Source organism: Runella rosea (genome assembly GCF_003325355.1).
Lineage (GTDB): Bacteria > Bacteroidota > Bacteroidia > Cytophagales > Spirosomataceae > Runella > Runella rosea.
This window is the reverse complement of record NZ_CP030850.1, coordinates 4,169,267-4,185,201: the sequence shown is the minus strand read 5'-3', so window position 1 is coordinate 4,185,201 and position 15,935 is coordinate 4,169,267. Positions and strand designations below refer to the sequence as shown.

14 protein-coding genes are annotated in these 15,935 nt (G+C 44.8%); 9 read left to right on the top strand and 5 right to left on the bottom strand.

The features are described 5' to 3' along the window. Nucleotides 1-5: 5 nt before the first annotated feature. The 3 genes from DR864_RS17595 to prfA form a co-directional block, all read right to left on the bottom strand. Nucleotides 6-1,130: an acyltransferase family protein gene (locus tag DR864_RS17595; protein ID WP_114068198.1), complete on the bottom strand. Its 1,125-nt coding sequence runs from the start codon at nt 1,128-1,130 to the stop codon at nt 6-8. A gap of 94 nt (nt 1,131-1,224) precedes the next feature. After that, nucleotides 1,225-1,653, bottom strand: coding sequence for a (4Fe-4S)-binding protein (locus tag DR864_RS17590; RefSeq protein WP_114070341.1), 429 nt, complete (start codon nt 1,651-1,653; stop codon nt 1,225-1,227). An 86-nt stretch (nt 1,654-1,739) separates the two neighbouring features. After that, nucleotides 1,740-2,816 carry a peptide chain release factor 1 gene (prfA, locus tag DR864_RS17585; RefSeq protein ID WP_114068197.1) on the bottom strand — a complete coding sequence of 359 codons (1,077 nt, stop codon included), beginning with the start codon at nt 2,814-2,816 and terminating at the stop codon, nt 1,740-1,742. A 283-nt stretch (nt 2,817-3,099) separates the two neighbouring features. Between prfA and DR864_RS17580 the strand changes: the two genes are divergently transcribed. The 4 genes from DR864_RS17580 to DR864_RS17565 all read left to right on the top strand — a co-directional run bounded on the left by DR864_RS17580 (nt 3,100) and on the right by DR864_RS17565 (nt 8,077). Further along, a complete protein-coding gene (locus DR864_RS17580) occupies nt 3,100-5,502 on the top strand; it encodes a 3-hydroxyacyl-CoA dehydrogenase/enoyl-CoA hydratase family protein (RefSeq protein ID WP_114068196.1) in 2,403 nt (800 codons plus the stop codon). A gap of 99 nt (nt 5,503-5,601) precedes the next feature. After that, the gene (locus DR864_RS17575) at nt 5,602-6,675 is read left to right on the top strand and encodes a GRAS family protein (protein ID WP_114068195.1); all 1,074 of its coding nucleotides are present in this window, start codon (nt 5,602-5,604) and stop codon (nt 6,673-6,675) included. A gap of 15 nt (nt 6,676-6,690) precedes the next feature. Beyond that, a complete protein-coding gene (locus DR864_RS17570) occupies nt 6,691-7,686 on the top strand; it encodes a phosphotriesterase family protein (protein ID WP_114068194.1) in 996 nt (331 codons plus the stop codon). Between the two features lie 157 nt (nt 7,687-7,843). After that, nucleotides 7,844-8,077, top strand: a complete 234-nt coding sequence (locus tag DR864_RS17565) for a PspC domain-containing protein (protein ID WP_114068193.1) — start codon at nt 7,844-7,846, stop codon at nt 8,075-8,077. A 49-nt stretch (nt 8,078-8,126) separates the two neighbouring features. Here the strand turns inward: DR864_RS17565 and DR864_RS17560 are convergent, their stop codons facing one another. Then, nucleotides 8,127-9,419 (bottom strand): acetylxylan esterase, encoded by a 1,293-nt coding sequence (locus DR864_RS17560; RefSeq protein WP_114068192.1) that lies wholly within the window; start codon nt 9,417-9,419, stop codon nt 8,127-8,129. A gap of 154 nt (nt 9,420-9,573) precedes the next feature. Between DR864_RS17560 and DR864_RS17555 the strand changes: the two genes are divergently transcribed. The 4 genes from DR864_RS17555 to DR864_RS17540 all read left to right on the top strand — a co-directional run bounded on the left by DR864_RS17555 (nt 9,574) and on the right by DR864_RS17540 (nt 13,998). Further along, nucleotides 9,574-10,620, top strand: coding sequence for a glycosyltransferase family 4 protein (locus DR864_RS17555; protein ID WP_162793906.1), 1,047 nt, complete (start codon nt 9,574-9,576; stop codon nt 10,618-10,620). Between the two features lie 189 nt (nt 10,621-10,809). Beyond that, on the top strand, nt 10,810-11,532 hold the full coding sequence (locus DR864_RS17550; protein ID WP_162793904.1) for a class I SAM-dependent methyltransferase: 723 nt from the start codon (nt 10,810-10,812) through the stop codon (nt 11,530-11,532). Nucleotides 11,533-11,535: 3 nt separating this feature from the next. Continuing rightward, complete coding sequence (locus DR864_RS17545) at nt 11,536-12,669, top strand: glycosyltransferase family 4 protein (RefSeq protein ID WP_114068189.1); 1,134 nt, start codon at nt 11,536-11,538, stop codon at nt 12,667-12,669. A 66-nt stretch (nt 12,670-12,735) separates the two neighbouring features. Continuing rightward, the gene (locus tag DR864_RS17540; RefSeq protein ID WP_114068188.1) at nt 12,736-13,998 is read left to right on the top strand and encodes an O-antigen ligase family protein; all 1,263 of its coding nucleotides are present in this window, start codon (nt 12,736-12,738) and stop codon (nt 13,996-13,998) included. A 25-nt stretch (nt 13,999-14,023) separates the two neighbouring features. On the opposite strand, the gene DR864_RS17535 is transcribed toward DR864_RS17540, so the two are convergent. Next, complete coding sequence (locus tag DR864_RS17535) at nt 14,024-14,380, bottom strand: hypothetical protein (protein ID WP_114068187.1); 357 nt, start codon at nt 14,378-14,380, stop codon at nt 14,024-14,026. Nucleotides 14,381-14,609: 229 nt separating this feature from the next. On the opposite strand from DR864_RS17535, the gene DR864_RS17530 reads away from it, so the two are divergent. Next, nucleotides 14,610-15,878: an aminotransferase class I/II-fold pyridoxal phosphate-dependent enzyme gene (locus DR864_RS17530; RefSeq protein WP_114068186.1), complete on the top strand. Its 1,269-nt coding sequence runs from the start codon at nt 14,610-14,612 to the stop codon at nt 15,876-15,878. Nucleotides 15,879-15,935: the final 57 nt, after the last annotated feature.

Here is a 15,935-nt window from a genome sequence, read left to right as displayed (position 1 = left end):
CGAGATTACACCTTCAAAAATACCTTCTTCTTGTACAGGAACCAGAGCATCAGCCACTCTACAATGACATAGCCAATCGCATAGAATACTTTTTGGTATGGCTCCGAAAAATACTTGACAATGCCCCGAAAAAGACGCTCCGATGTATGCTCAAAATCAATGAAGTGTTGCGCCATGTAAATCAGAATGGAATTCATACCGATCACCGCCAATACCCAGGCGTAACGATTCCATCCCTGCACGTCGATAAGCCAGTAAAATAGGGATAAAAGAATGAGACTCCATCCGCCAACCGTTATTACAAACGAACTGGTCCACAGATTTTTATTGATGGGAAAGACATAATCCCAGAGTTTTCCTATAATCAGAAAAAGAATGCCAGCGACAAACAAAAACAATACTTTTTGGGTCCGGGAAGTCGAGCGCTCATCGGCACGGAGTAGATTTCCTGCAAAAATCCCCAATAAACCCGTTGCAATGGCGGGCACCGTAGAAATGAGCCCTTCTGGGTCGTGAATATCTTTGTGCAGATGGCCCGGAATAATCAAACGGTCGAGATAGCTGACGGGATTACACTCCATGGTCATAAGACCAGCACCGCACCCTGGCACAGGAACCAACATCACAAAAGCCCAATACCCTATCAGCAAACTCACAAACCAAATATACTGAACTCGCGTACTTGTATACAGATAAATAATTTGGGCAAACATCCCCGCCAACCCAATACGTGCCAATACGCTCGGGAAACGCATATCTTCCAAAGGCCTGATTTGTAGACCATTGTTGTAGATAATTCCCAAAATAACCAAGGTCAAACCCCTTTGAATTACTTTACGGAGCATCTTGCCTTTGTCATCCCCGCGCTCCAGACGAGTACCCAACGAATAAGGAGCCGAAACCCCTGATAGGAAAAGAAACAAGGGGAAAATAAGATCGTAGGCGCGAAAACCGTTCCAGTCGGGGTGAGAGAGTTGCTCCGCCATCACAATGGCCACCGACCAGCCCGTAGCTTTGGCCAAAAGGTGAAAGATTTCTTCGCCGCCAGTAATCCAAAACATATCAAAACCGCGCAGGGCGTCCAAAGACAATAGCCGATGCGGTCGGGTATCGGTAGAAGGTTGACTCATAGGTTAAGGGTAGATGAGTAGTGAGTATTTAGATAAAGGTTGAAGGAACGGTTATTTAACTTTACTCAAAAGCGAGGATGATGTACTATCGGGGCTATCCTTCAAATTTTACCTTTACATGTGAACCATCACAATAGGGCTTATTTCCAGAATGGCCGCAGCGGCAAAAAGCCGTTACCTGCGACTTTTTAGTTTCATTGCCTGCGGTATCTTTCACTTTCAAATTGCCGTAGACCAACAAAGGTCCGTTAGACAAAATTTCCACTACCGTATCGCCTTCCAGTTCTACGGGCCCCTCTATTTCATTGTTCATGTAATAGGATAAAGCTCCCGAAGGGCATTTTTTGATCTGCTCCACAATGGCGTCGGTCGTGCCGCCTTCGGGGGTAATCCACGGACGTTTGCGAGGGTCAAAAACCATGGGTAGCCCTTTAAAACAAATGGTGGAGTGAATGCACATGTGGGGTTGCCAAACGACAGTCACTTCACCATTATCGTATTTTTTGGTAATCTGCTTTTCCATTTTCGTTGCCAATAGATAGTAGGAGAATGTTGGATTGTGTTAAAAACAAATCTAACAAAAATCCTCCTAAATCTAAAAATCAACGCTTAGGCCGGCATTCCTTCTTTCATGCGCTCGGCGTTTTCGGCAATCCGCAGCTGCTCAATAAAATCGCCGATTTCACCGTCCATTACGGTTGGTAAATTATAAACCGTATAACCGATGCGGTGGTCCGTCACGCGGCTCTGGGGGTAATTGTAGGTCCTGATTTTGTCCGAACGGTCGCCGCTGCCTACCAGACTTTTACGTTGAGAAGATACGGCATCGTTTTGTTTTTTTAACTCCATTTCGTAGAGTTTTGAACGCAACATATTCATGGCGCGTTCACGGTTTCCGTGCTGACTGCGCTCTACCTGACACACCACCACAATGCCCGTGGGTTTGTGGGTCAACTGTACTTTGGTTTCTACCTTGTTAACGTTCTGACCACCAGCACCTCCTGAACGGGACGTAATGATCTCTATATCGGCAGGGTTGATTTCTACTTCTTCAACGTCTTCCACCTCGGGCATTACGGCCACGGTGGCGGCAGATGTATGCACACGACCCTGTGATTCCGTGACCGGAACGCGCTGTACGCGGTGTACGCCCGACTCAAATTTGAGCTTTCCGTAGACGTCTTCACCGGTTACGCTCGCAATGATCTCTTTATAACCGCCTGTGCTTCCTTCTGTAAAATCCATAAGTTCCATTTTCCAACCCATACGGTCGCAGAAACGCTGGTACATACGGAAGAGATCCCCCGCAAAAATGGCTGCTTCGTCGCCGCCGGTACCGCCTCTGATTTCCAGAATTACGTTATGGCTGTCGTTGGGGTCTTTCGGAATGAGCATTTCTTTCAGCGTAGCTTCCAATTCTTCAGCTTGTGGCTGAAGCTCAATCAGTTCCGCTTTGGCCATGTCACGCATTTCTTCATCACTCTCCGTGGCAATTAGCTCTTTCGCGCCGTCAATATCGCTCAATACTTTTTTATAGGCTTGGTATTTCTGAACAACCTTGTCCAGATCTTTGTACTCCTTACTCATTTTTGAGAAGCGCTTTTGATCAGCCATTGCTTCCGGTTGCACAATTCGCTGTGCAATTTCATCAAAACGCTCTTTTATGGCCTCTAACTGTTCTAACATTGGTCATTAATGGTTAATCGTTATCCGTTAACATGCATGAGTACTAACGGATTCAAACCGCAAAGTTACGATTTTAACTCCATAGTTGGATGGAATTTGGCCCACATGCGTCGGACTTTAGCTGGACTCGTGCCTCCTGCCTTCGGTCTATCACCTAAAACCTAATTTTTTAGACTATTTTAAGAGACAATTTTTGATAATGGTATGCTTGCATACTTTTTTTTTTTACTTTTGAAGGGCAAAATTCATCCGATCATATAATTACTAATTCATAGATACATAAATGAACCGCAGCATTAAAAAAGTAGCCGTATTAGGCTCGGGCATTATGGGGTCGCGCATTGCGTGCCACTTTGCTAATATTGGCGTAGAAGTATTGTTGTTAGACATTGTTCCGAAAGAACTGAACGCCGCCGAACAGGCCAAGGGATTGACCTTAGAGCATCCCGCTGTGCGCAACCGCATCGTCAATGAGGCCTTTCAAAATACGTTGAAAGCTACGCCGGCGTCTTTGTACAGCCCTAAATTTGCTAATCGAGTCAAACTTGGAAACTTTGACGATAACTTAGCCGAAATCAAAAATTACGACTGGGTACTGGAAGCAATCGTAGAGCGGTTGGATATCAAACGTTCTTTGTTTGAAAAGGTCGATGCCCTGCGCAAACCCGGAACCCTCATTACATCCAATACATCCGGGATTCCGATCCATTTGATGTCGGAAGGTCGTAGCGAAGATTTTCAGCTGCATTTTTGCGGGACCCACTTTTTCAACCCGCCGCGCTATCTGCGTTTGTTTGAAGTCATTCCCGGGCCAAAGACAAACCCTCAAATTCTTGATTTTCTCCTGCATTATGGCGATTTGTTTTTAGGAAAAACAACCGTACTCTGTAAAGATACGCCCGGCTTTATTGCCAATCGCCTGGGTATTCACGCATTGGTCGAAACCATGCGCGTAGCTGCTGAAATGGGCCTGACGGTAGAAGAAGTTGATAAATTGACCGGGCCGGTGGTAGGTCGTCCTAAATCCGGAACATTCCGCCTGTCAGATGTGGTGGGATTGGATACAACCGTCAATGTGGCCAATAATTTGGTGCAAATGCAGCACGATGAGTCGCGGGCGGCGTTTGAAATTTCTCCTATTATGGCGAGCCTGATGGAGAAAAAATGGTTGGGTGATAAAACGGGACAGGGCTTTTATAAGAAAACCAAAGACGAAAAAGGCAAAACCGTTATTCTTGCTTTAGACCTCAGTACGTTGGAATACAAACCTTCGGTGAAGGTACGATTTGAAACACTGGAAAAAACAAAAACCATCGACGACCTCAAAAAGCGTTTTGGGGTATTGCTCAAAGGAACTGATAAAGCCGGCGAATTTTACCGCCGTACGTTTGCGAGCAGTTTCCGGTATGCCTCCAATCGTATTCCCGAAATTGCCGATGAATTATACCGCATCGACCAGGCCATCTGCGCGGGCTTTGGCTGGCAAATGGGCGTCTTTGAAACCTGGGATGCCGTCGGCGTACAAAAAATGGTCGAGATCATGGAAGCACTGGATGCCAAGCCGGCGCAGTGGGTCTATGATATGCTGGCGGCGGGCAATGAAAGCTTTTATAAAGTGCAAAACGGCCAAAAGCTGTATTACGACATTCCATCAAAATCGTATAAAGCCATTCCGGGACAGGAGGCGTTTATCATTCTTGAAAACAAATCCCAAAATATCATCTGGAAAAATGCTGGCGCTTCTATCTATGACTTGGGCGATGGAATTGCGGGCGTGGAGTTCCACTCAAAAATGAACACCTTCGGCGCGGAAGTAGTGGAAGGTCTCAACCGTGCCTACGCCGTAGCGGAAAAAGATTTTCGCGGATTGGTGGTAGGAAACGATTCCAACGAAGCTTTTTCGGCGGGTGCCAATTTGGCCATGCTGTTCATGTTTGCCATTGAGCAGGATTATGATGAAATCAACATGATGATTGCGCAATTCCAGCAAACCATGATGCGGGCGCGGTATTCTTCTATTCCGGTAGTAACGGCCGCCCACTCGCTGGCCTTGGGCGGTGGCTGCGAGCTGAACCTCCACGCCGACCGAGTGGTTGCCCATGCCGAAACCTATATGGGACTGGTGGAGTTGGGGGTTGGTCTGATTCCTGCTGGTGGCGGCACCAAAGAAATGGCACTTCGCTGTTCGGATTTGTATCAAGCCGGTGATCCGGAGTTGAACATTCTGCAATCGGCGTTCATGAATATTGCCCAAGCCAAAGTTTCCACTTCGGCGCAGGAGGCCGTAGAAATGAATTATATAAAAGCCGACCGCGATCAGATCGTACTGAACCGCAGTCGCCTGATTGCCGAAGCGAAGCAGGCGGCCATTGATCTGGCCGAAAACGGTTATACCCAACCCAAGCACCGCACTGACATCAAAGTGCAGGGAAAAACGGGCATTGCTTTGTTTAAAGCAGGTATCGGCAGTATGCGTATGGCGAATTACATTACCGAGCACGATGCCAAAATCGCGGACAAATTGGCTTACGTCATTTGCGGCGGTGATTTGAGTTACCCTCAAAACGTCACTGAGCAGTATTTGCTTGATCTGGAGCGCGAAGCCTTCCTGTCGCTGACGGGTGAAAAGAAAACCATGGAGCGGATGCAGGGTTTATTGACTGGAGGCAAGCCGCCGAGGAATTAAGAGTAAACTTTCCACCTTTTCAAAACTTGGAAAGTTTTATAGAGCCACGATGCGTTTGCGTCGTGGCTTTTTTTAAATTTGAAATTCTAATGTATCGGTATGAAACGCTTTTTGCCTCAACTCCAATCCCTTGCTCAACGCCTCCCCGACCAACTCACCGAAGCCGATAAAGCGGAGTTGGAAGCAATCTATCAGCAATGTCTTGAAACGCTCGACGACTCGGAGGCAATGTTTGGGTATGTGTTGGCCAAAGCCATGCGTAAACACGTAGCAGGCGGGCAGTCGAATGAGCATATCTATGTCCAACAGTTTGAGATTCCGCAGATTCGGTTGTTTGAATTGCTTATTCAACAATTACCGTTGGCGGCCCTTACCCAACAGTGCGCTAATGCGTTATTGACGGAAAGTTTAAAAAATGCAGAATATCCCGTGCTGCTGGACATTGGCATCGGGACCGGAATGCAAGTCGTGAACGTACTGCGTTTATTGGCACAACAGAATGGTTGTCGAGTAAAGCAGATAACGGTGGTGGGCATTGAACCTTTTGCCGATGCCGTTCGAGCGGCAGAAAAGAATTTTGCGGAATTGCACCTCCCTTTTCAGGTACATTTCACTGCATCCGTTGGGTTTGTTGAGAAAATGACATTGGCTGAAATACAGGCATTGTTGCCGACTCATTACGATACCTTAGTGGTCAACGCGTCTTTTGCCTTACATCATATCCAACAGGCTGCACAACGTGAAACGGTTTTTGGACACATCCGCGATTTGGCACCTAAGGCATTTGTTTTGTCTGAACCGGTTTCCGATCATTTTGAGCCGCACTATGCCACTCGCTTTCGTAATGCCGTAACTCACTACGGACTGGTATTTGAAGTGATTGACAGTCTGGACATTACGAATAAAGAAAAGGCGGCATTGAAACTGTTTTTTAGTCGTGAGATAGACGATGTTCTGGGTCATACCGAAGAAGTGCGCGTGGAAAAACAATATGCTGCGCACCAATGGTTGGAGTTATTTAGAACAACAGGTTTTACGTTGGAAAAACCGATTACTTCGTTTGGTGAAATACAGGAAATGAACGGTGCCGTTTTGCGGGTCGATTTGCCGCAGCGCTACGCGGTTGTTTTCAAAAACGAAGAGATCACCAATGTATTTTGGGCCAAACCCTAACTTCAACAATCTCTTATGCTTACACGTCGCCAATTCCTGCTGACAGCCTCTGCTGTCCCTTTTTTGCAACCAACAGAGCAGATCATTACGGTAAATGGAACGATTCGCCCGCAACAAATGGGGAAGACGCTCATTCATGAACACCTGCTCGTGGATTTTATCGGAGCAGATAAAATCAGTTTCGACCGATGGAATCGGGAAGAGGTGCTGAAAGTGGTACTGCCGTATTTGTTAGAAGTAAAAAAACAGGGCGTAAAAACGTTTTTAGATTGCACACCCGCCTTTTTGGGGCGCGATGTTCATTTGCTGCAATTGGCCGCGCAAAAGAGCGGTTTACAAATCCTGACCAATACGGGGTATTATGGCGCGGTGGATAATAAATATTTACCAAAGTGGGCGTTTACCGAAACCGCGGAGCAACTAGCCGACCGTTGGACTGCTGAATTTGAAAAAGGTATTGACGGCACCGACGTGCGCCCAGGCTTCATAAAAATAAGCGTAAACCCAGGGGCGCTCTCCGAATTGCATCGAAAACTGGTTCGCGCCGCTGGTCTGACCCATTTACGGACCGGCCTGACCATTTGCTCCCACACCGGCCCCGCTTTGGCGGCTTTTGAAGAAATTGAAGAATTGCAGCGGATGGGCCTACACCCGAGTGCTTTTGTTTGGGTTCATGCGCAGAGCGAATCCAATAAAAATTTGTACACAAAGGCGGCCCAAATGGGCGCTTGGGTCAGTCTTGACGGCATGGGCTGGGGCGATGTAGAAAACTACGCGTCTTGGCTTGACCTACTTAAATCCAATCGTTTGCTGCACCGTGTTCTCATTTCCCACGATGCCGGTTGGTACAAACCCGGCGAATCCAACGGTGGAAATTTCATAGGCTTCACCGCCATTTTTGAAAAAGTATTTCCTATTCTGCGTCAAAAAGGCTTTACGCAATCCGATTTTGACCAACTGCTGATTCGCAACCCTGCTGAAGCCTTTAAAATTCAGGTTAGAAAAACCTGATTTATCTTTATTCTTCCCTAAAAAGAACCGTTTGCCTAATCTTTACACCACTGGTCCATATCTGTTTTGATTACTTGGTAATGCATAGTACCTTTGATTCAACATAACAGCCAAAGAAAACAAAAACAGCCTTAAAAACATTAAAATATATAAAGCCATGACAACGAAACAATTGCATCGAATCCCTTCAGAAAGTAAAATAGGTGGTGTAGCTGCTGGTTTAGCCGACTATTTTGGAATAGATACAACCTTAATGCGTATTTTGTGGATAGCGTCTTTTTTCGCTTTTATCCACGTACCCGTCATCGTTTTTTACATCATCCTCTGGGCCATCATGCCTAAAGGAGTTCGTCAAACCAACAACGAAACGGTCGAAATTCATCAAGTATAAACAGCCTGAAAATCAAACAAAAAGCCGAGTGTCAACTCGGCTTTTTCAGTTATTTATTGGTTAGCTTATTGACCAGCCAAGCGGTCATCCGCTCCTGTTGTTCAGGATAGGTCCAGTGACCGGTTTCAAGGGCTAAATACAATTCTTTGGGAGCCGAAATCACATTATAGGAAGCATACATGGATGTGGGAGGGCAAGTTTCATCATTGAATCCCCATGAATAAGATCCGGGTACTTTCACACGACGGGCAAAATTTACTACATCATAGTAGCCGAGTGTCGTTATTTTTTCAGGTTTATTATTGTAGGCCAACGCATTTTTGTCAAAATAATGCGGCCAACCTCCCGCGCGACCTTTCAAATAGCCCGTAACGTCTGATAATGCAGGATAAAATGCTCCCAGCCATTTGACCCTCGGGTCAAGCGCTGCCGTAATGATAGAAAGGGCTCCGCCTTGGCTTCCGCCCGTTACGGCCAGATTGCTGCCGTCGAATTGAGGGAGGCTCGTTAGAAAATCATTGGCCCGAACACAGCCTAAATATACCCGCTTGTAGTAAAAACGGTCGCGGTCGTCGGAACCGTAATTCATGTAGCCGTTTAAAGCGCCGGCCCCTAAATCAAGATAGTTCGAAGGGTCCATCGTAACCGGAACACCATGAATACCGATTTGCAGAGTAATGATGCCTTTAGCGGCGTTGGCAATATCTCCGTAGTAAGCACGGACGCCCGCCCCGGGAACGTGCAGAAGCGCCGGGTATTTTCCTTCTTTTTTGGGGACGCACAAAATGCCGTACAAACGGGAACCGTTGCGGAAATTCTGCAAATTGAGGTGATACACATTCACCGTTTCGGTGCAGCGTTCGGGTAAAAGAGTCATTTTTGCATCCATCGGTATCTTGGCTAGATCAGCCTTTGCCGTTTGCCAGAAAGTGTCAAAATCGTTGGGATTCTCTACCGTAGGTTGAATAGTGAGTGGGTCGAAGCCCGCCGTGGCGAGATTTCGGTATTCTTTTCCGTCGATTTCAGCAATGGCGATGCAGCGCAGAAATCCCCCCGTTTTCATCGTTCCTCCGTCAAGTGTGATACTACCACTGGGGAGCGTGACGGTCTCCTTTTTGGTGGGCTCCATTTTCTCGGGTCCTATTTCATAGCGTACACGGGCGTTTTTGACGAGGTTGCCATTCTGTAAGACTGAAATGGTAAACTTTACATTTTCGCCCGATTTGTAGTTCCAGTCAAAATGGTCGGGAGCAACTACGACTTTGTACAGTTTCTCTACCGGTTGGGCAAAAGCAACCGAAAAGCTCAGGACGAAAAAAAGAATATTCGCTGTTTTTTTCATTGAATAAAGGAGTTGAAAGTTTTGCTACGTAGCCATGGTACTTGGAAATAGGGGCTTTCCAGATGACAATGTAAATATACAAAAGCGCTTACCCGTACATTTCTAAGCACAATTTGTATTTTTGTCGTTCCGAATTTTTTTAAACCGTTTTCCATTGTCTTCCTCTTTACCCAAAGTCGTTGTTTTACCCGATGCAGGTGCCGAAAACCCTTTTCAATACGAATTGGTGCGGTATTTACGAAAACATGGAATGACGGTGAACATTGGTAAAAAATATACCTTGGGAAGTACCTTTCAAGCCCTGAAAACACACCATCCAGAGGTACTGTATTATGATTGGGTCCATAGCTTTATTCTTGGAAAATCATTAGTTTGGAGCTGGATAAAATCGCTGGTTTTTATGGCTGAAATCCTGTGGGCAAAATCTTTCCAACAGGTCAGAATCGTACATACATTGCACAACCTGCAAAACCACGCAGGGGTTTGGTTAGGTTTGGAAAAGCACGTTTATCGCTTTTTTTTACATCGGTGCGATTCTATCAGGGTTTATTCGGAAACGACTAAGCAACAGGCGATTCGCCGGTTTGGATTAAAACCTGAGGTTATTTCGGTTATTCAGGATTTACCGTATCATACGTATTACCCTAATGAGTTTACCAAAGCAGAAAGTCGTCAAAAATTGGGAGTAGATCAGGCCGCTTTTGTGTTTTTATTTTTCGGAGAAATAAAGCCTTACAAAGGCATCCATCATTTGTTGAAAGCCTACTCAGCGTTAGGTTCTTCAAATGCAGTTCTTTTAATTGCTGGTAAAAGTTATGATGCTAATTATTGGGAATCACTATTGGCCGAAAGTAAAAATAATCCAACCATTCACTGGCATCATCGGTTTATTGATGATGCAGACGTTCAGTTTTTTTTCAATGCGTCAGACGTTGTGGTGTTGCCCTTTGTAAGAATTGATCATTCAGGCTCCATTGATTTGGCCATGTCGTTTGGAAAACCTATCATTACATTACGGACCGAAGGTACACTTCAGTTGCTGGGCCATCAGTCGCATTTATTATTTGACAATACATTTTACCCACTTATAGAATGCCTAAAAATTGCCCCAAAGATTGACCTTTTGGCGATTGGCAAACAAAACTTTGAAATAGCTGATACAACAAATTACCGGGACATTGTGAGGGTTTTTGAAGCGTAAAATAGTAAGTACGCCAAAAAAATAGAGAGGCTACGAAAGCAAATGTTCTTTGATTTGGATAATGCTACTACATCGCTGTACCGCAAATGTTAGTTGCTTGACCACACCACTGCCATAAAATTTCGTTGTTACCTTATCGTATGTATATACATGAAACCCTACGCTCAATTAATTACCAGTCAAGTTTTTATGAACCGTTTGCGCAATATGCGCTTACAGGTAAGGAGTATTCCATACCGAATGGGAGACACGGTGGAGTGCCCTATTTGCGAAAATCATTACAAGGCCTTTATGCCTTTTCGATACCGGAAGAATGCCTATTGTCCGAGCTGTAAATCGCTTGAACGACATCGGTACGCTTATCTTACCTTACGCGACCGACTGGGCTTTTATGATGCACCTCTCAAAAAAGTACTGCATTTTGCCCCGGATACTTGCCTGTCGATGACTGTTAAAGGAAATCAATATATCGACTATCTCACGGCCGATAACATGACGTCGTTTACCAACAGTATTACCGACAAACCTGATTGTGTGATGTCAATTGATGATATTCAGTTTGAGAAAAATACTTTTGACGTGGTCATCGCTATCGGTGTGTTAGTTATGGTGCCTGAAGATACCAAGGCGATGAGAGAAGTGTATAGGGTACTCAAACCTGGCGGATACGCTATTTTTCATGACCCAATCAATTATAAGCAGGCCTATTCGTTGTCAGATACAAGTTTGACGAAAGAAGAGAAGCTGGGCCTGTACCACGGTCATGACCAACGCTGGTACTATGGCGTCGATTATGCCGACCGGTTGCAGGCCCAAGGCTTTGAGGTAGAAGATGATACCTATGCTCAACAGATAGATAACAAGCGGTATGGAATCTCCCCCAACGAGAAAATTTATATCGCCAGAAAGTAAAGAATGAAAATACTTTTTTGTACCAATGCCTTTGAAAATATTACCAACGGCCCAGTAAGATTTGCCAATATCGTACCAGAAATCAATACCCTGTTTCCGCAACACGAAATCAGGGTTTTAACGGAAGATATTTCAGAACAACGCCTGAAGCAGCTACCCTATGTGAACAAGGTTTCGCTCAACATTCCCCGTTTACTCAAGCCAGTAGGACAGATTTTGCGTTGGTTTATCTATTATCGTCAGATAAAAAAAATCGAAGAGTGGTATGATTTTGATGTAGTGGTTTTTATTAATTCGTTTAATGGTACGTGGGCAAGTTTGGTGTCGCCAAAGCCGACAGTGGGGATGATTAACGATGAGAAAAATATGCTAGCTACGTGGGAAAATGCAGAATTCACGCCTTTGTGGCTAAAACGGTTTACGTTTCAGCAATTTGAAAAGCTCTCGGCCGCTAAGCATCGGCTTGTGATTGCCAATTCGGAATTTTTAAAACAACGCCTCATCAATACGTATCACCTGCCCGAAGCCAAAGTGAGACGTTTGTATAAATGTATTCCGTTGGAGGGGTTGAAATTTAACCCGCAACGCGCTTTTGGGTCAACCATCAACGTATTGTTTGTTAAAGCAGATTATTTGGTTGGCAATCTACCAGTGCTGGTGCAGGCTCTTCAAAAAATAACAGAATATCAATTTCGATTGACCGTCGTGGGGCCTGAGCCTTCATTTAAACGGCATTTACGGTCCCTTTTTGCAGGAGTTTTCAATGTAACGCTTGATTATGTGGGGCCACAGCCTCAGGAGCGAGTATTTGAGTACATGAGTACCTACGATATTTTTTGTGTACCTTCCTATACCGAAGCGTTTGGGGTAGCTAATATTGAAGCATTGGCCCACGGAATATCGGTCATAAGTACGTCGGTGGGTGGGATTCCAGAAGTATTGGACAACGGAAAGAACGGATGGTTGGTAGAATCAGGAAACAGCCAAGCATTGGCCGACGCAGTAACTGAGTGCATTGAAATGCCCGAGTTGCGCATACAAAAAGCGGAAAATGGCCTAAGTTTTATCCAAAAGTTTTCAAAAGACGAAATGTTACGCAATTTTGTGGAAATGCTTGAATCAGTGATCCGTAAATAATAGTCGGATGGCAATCGTGCGCTCGACTGGATTTTTGACAAACGGTGAACTGTAAACTCTAAACTAATGCACTGGCGTAATCTGTTTCGGAATCAACAGCATTGGGACTGGCATCTTGTTTTGTATTTTCTCAATGTATTTTTAGTGGTATTTGGGTACAGCTTGCGGGGAGAGGACTTTCAGGCGGCCAAGCTCTTTCGAACGGGTTTAGTCGTTTTTTCCTTGGCTGGTATTATATTGGCTCAAGGGGAAATAAAGTACATTTTCGATAAAAAAAAGAACTGGGTTTTGTACTTATTTCTGTTTTTGAATTTGGTTGTTTTACCGTTTAGCGTTGATTTTTTGCGCAGTTTTGAACGTATTGTGGCTTGGATTCCTTTTTTAATTTATACCAACTACTTCATCGTTTATCTTTTTGCCCATTATTCCAAAGACGAAGCCAAAATCAAATTATTGCAGATTTTTAGCTTGGCATACTTCTATCCCGTGCTTGTAATGCTCATCACAGGCGTGGCTTTTCAATCGGAAAACGTATATGGGCAATCTATCGGCTCCTACAAAGCGAATGTAATCGGATGGGGATGTACAATATTTATTGTCATGGGTTTTGATTTGTTTGCCAATCGGCCCATGGCTAAATGGGCCCGTAATCTATTTTTTTTAGTGGTTTTTTTAGCCCTATGGGCCATCGTCTTGACGGGTTCACGCAGCAGTTTTGCGGCTTTGGCGCTTTCTACGCTGGTCTTGGTGCTACGCAGCAAACAAATTTCCATTTACCTAAAAGTAGCGGCCACCTTGTGCATTCTTGGGTTTGCTTATTATATCATCGCTAGTCCAGACTCGGTAGTGAACTTGCGGGCGCAGTACGCAGATATTAGAAAGCAGAAAGGGGAAGTGCGGTTTAAATTGGCCGAGCAGGCTTTGGGGATATTTATAAACAATCCAGAAGTACTTTTTACGGGCTTTGGATTTGACAGTTTTCGGGCGGGACTCCAATTTTATGCAGGGATACGAACCGACTTGGCATCGCATAATTCGTACTTAGAAATTCTGTTTTCGGGGGGGATTTTTTCTTTTTTGTGCTTTGCTGTTTTTTTTGCACTCAATGCCCTCCTGAAGTACGTACGCTTTGATAGTCAATCCTTTGTTTTTTTGCCCGCCCTGATGGTGATTCCGTACTTTGAGTCCAACCTTAATGCTGGGCAGTTTTTGTTTTTCCCCTGGATGACCTTTTTATTTTACTACATTCACCTTTCTTCCCTTCAGTTTCCTGTAGCTGAAATGAATATTTCTAAAAAGAAAAAAATGCAGGCCGCAAACACCCATTGATGGATTGTTTACAGCCTGCGCTCAATTATTTCTTTTCTTCTTTCGCTTCGCCTTCTTCGTCGCTACTGAAAAGACCTTTAATGAAGCCCGTGGCTTTTTCAATGGCTTCTTCGGCTTCTTCCTTTAGGTCTTCAAACTTTTCTTGTGCTTCCACGGCCAACTCTCCGGCTTTTACTTTGGCTTCTGCAAAGGCTTCGGTTGCTTCGGCTTTCATTTCTTCGGCTTTGGCTGATGCTTGCGCTTTCAGCGCTTCTACGTCAACACTTTGTAGTTTTTCGGTGATTTCACCTTTTATTTCCTCAAATTTCTCTTGTGCTTCAGCCGCTAATTCTTGTGCTTTCGCTTTGGCTTGTTCTGCGGCAGATTTCAATTGTTCGTCCATAAAGTTTATTGGTTTAAAGTATGTAAAATAAGGCAACACACAAAGTTAGAATATTCACGGATGGATTATTCGCCCGGATTCATTTTTAATTTTGGGGTAAAATTCGTAGTATTAAACTTTGTCTTAATCACGACATAGTGGCTAACTCTTTGAAATTGAGTTAGGAATATATAATTTTGCACAAAATTTATTCAAAAACGGTATCAAACCCAAAAAACAGCATAGTAAAGTGGATATTTTCGAGAAACTACGCAACAACTGGGGACCAATTGGGGCTTCTGCAAAAGCGCTAAACAGTCATCATTATTTCTCATTTCCGAAACTGGAAGGCGAAATCGGACCGCACATGAAGTTTCGCGGTATGAACGTGCTCAACTGGAGCCTGAACAACTATCTGGGTTTGGCCAATCATCCCGAAGTGCGCAAAGCCGATGCGGAAGCTTCTGCAAAATGGGGCCTTGCTTATCCAATGGGTGCCCGTATGATGTCTGGAAATTCGGACTTGCACGAACTGTTTGAGAAAGAGTTGGCGGAGTTTGTGGGAAAGAAAGATGCGTTTTTGCTCAATTATGGATACCAGGGGGTGATGTCGGTCATTGAGTGTGTGTGCGACCACCGCGACGTGATTGTATACGACGCCGAAGCCCATGCCTGTTTGATTGACGGGATTCGACTGCACAAAGCCAAAATGGGGCAATACTATAAGTACAACCATAATGACATGGCCAGTTTGGAGAAAAACCTGATTAGGGCGGCCAAACTCGCCGAAGAGAAAGGCGGAGGGATATTGGTGATTACGGAAGGTGTTTTTGGAATGTCGGGCAAAGTCGGGAGTTTGGATAAAATCGTTGAACTCAAGAAAAAATATAATTTCCGTTTGTTGGTTGATGATGCACATGGTTTTGGAACGATGGGCGAAAACGGCGGTGGTGTAGGGGAGATGTTTGGTGTATCCGAAGATATTGACCTCTATTTCTCCACATTTGCCAAGTCAATGGCCGCCATCGGTGCGTTTGTGGCGGCCGATGATCCAGATATTATCATGTTCCTCAAATACAACATGCGCTCACAGACTTACGCAAAGGCATTGCCAATGCCGTATGTAGAAGGAGGCCGTAAACGGTTGGAGCTTATCAAAGCGCATCCCGAATTACGGACTCAATTGTGGGAAATCGTTCATGCGCTCCAAAATGGCTTGCGTAGCCGGGGCTTTAACATTGGTGATACCGAGTCGCCTGTAACGCCAGTCTTTATGCAAGGATTGGAAGGGGGCTTGCCAGAAGTGACCAACATGGTACGTGATTTACGCGAAAATATGGGCATTTTCTGTTCTATTGTCGTGTATCCAGTGATTCCGAAAGGGCAAATTATTTTACGCCTTATTCCTACCGCCTCACACACGCTTGAAGACGTAGAGAAGACATTGAACGCGTTTGACACAATGCGGGGAAAATTAGATGCGGGTATCTACCGCGCTAATTTGGCTGTGCCTGCGTAACTAAAATATTTTTTTCAACAAAAACGGGCGCTCTCAATGAAAGCGCCCGTTTTTGTT

Excerpts from the sequence above, each read along its gene's own strand:
- prfA (WP_114068197.1), bottom strand. The coding sequence starts at position 2,816 with ATGTTAGAACAGTTAGAGGCCATAAAAGAGCGTTTTGATGAAATTGCA.
- DR864_RS17565 (WP_114068193.1), top strand. The coding sequence starts at position 7,844 with ATGACAACGAAACAATTGCATCGAATCCCTTCAGAAAGTAAAATAGGT.
- DR864_RS17540 (WP_114068188.1), top strand. The coding sequence starts at position 12,736 with ATGCACTGGCGTAATCTGTTTCGGAATCAACAGCATTGGGACTGGCAT.
- DR864_RS17580 (WP_114068196.1), top strand. The coding sequence starts at position 3,100 with ATGAACCGCAGCATTAAAAAAGTAGCCGTATTAGGCTCGGGCATTATG.
- DR864_RS17590 (WP_114070341.1), bottom strand. The coding sequence starts at position 1,653 with ATGGAAAAGCAGATTACCAAAAAATACGATAATGGTGAAGTGACTGTC.
- DR864_RS17550 (WP_162793904.1), top strand. The coding sequence starts at position 10,810 with ATGAACCGTTTGCGCAATATGCGCTTACAGGTAAGGAGTATTCCATAC.
- DR864_RS17535 (WP_114068187.1), bottom strand. The coding sequence starts at position 14,380 with ATGGACGAACAATTGAAATCTGCCGCAGAACAAGCCAAAGCGAAAGCA.
- DR864_RS17560 (WP_114068192.1), bottom strand. The coding sequence starts at position 9,419 with ATGAAAAAAACAGCGAATATTCTTTTTTTCGTCCTGAGCTTTTCGGTT.
- DR864_RS17595 (WP_114068198.1), bottom strand. The coding sequence starts at position 1,130 with ATGAGTCAACCTTCTACCGATACCCGACCGCATCGGCTATTGTCTTTG.
- DR864_RS17545 (WP_114068189.1), top strand. The coding sequence starts at position 11,536 with ATGAAAATACTTTTTTGTACCAATGCCTTTGAAAATATTACCAACGGC.
- DR864_RS17570 (WP_114068194.1), top strand. The coding sequence starts at position 6,691 with ATGCTTACACGTCGCCAATTCCTGCTGACAGCCTCTGCTGTCCCTTTT.
- DR864_RS17575 (WP_114068195.1), top strand. The coding sequence starts at position 5,602 with ATGAAACGCTTTTTGCCTCAACTCCAATCCCTTGCTCAACGCCTCCCC.